The following is a 232-nucleotide window of genomic DNA, read 5'->3' as shown; positions in this document are numbered from 1 at the left end:
TGACTGCACTTATCCATCCACTAAACCGAACCTCCTAGCAATCTTTATCTACCCACACTCTAGGAAATTGATAAGTGTCTTGGCCTATAGCTGCTAATTGATCAACTTGAGGTCCACCAGGATAAGGAAAATCAATTGTGCGAGCTACTTTATCATATGCTTCACCTACTGCATCATCTCTAGTTTCACCTAGTACTTTAAAATTTAAATGAGCTTTCATATAAAATAATTC

The 232-nt window shown here is 37.1% G+C and carries 1 pseudogene; it reads right to left on the bottom strand.

Annotation, left to right across the window (positions count from 1 at the left end):
* Nucleotides 1–40: 40 nt before the first annotated feature.
* Nucleotides 41–232, bottom strand: a pseudogene (locus tag Q4528_RS16440) (tRNA (adenosine(37)-N6)-threonylcarbamoyltransferase complex transferase subunit TsaD); the annotation flags it as partial.

Origin of the sequence: Staphylococcus pasteuri, assembly GCF_030547725.1 — a bacterium.
Lineage (GTDB): Bacteria > Bacillota > Bacilli > Staphylococcales > Staphylococcaceae > Staphylococcus > Staphylococcus pasteuri.
Note: the sequence above shows the minus strand (reverse complement) of the source record. Positions and strands in the feature narration are given on the sequence as shown.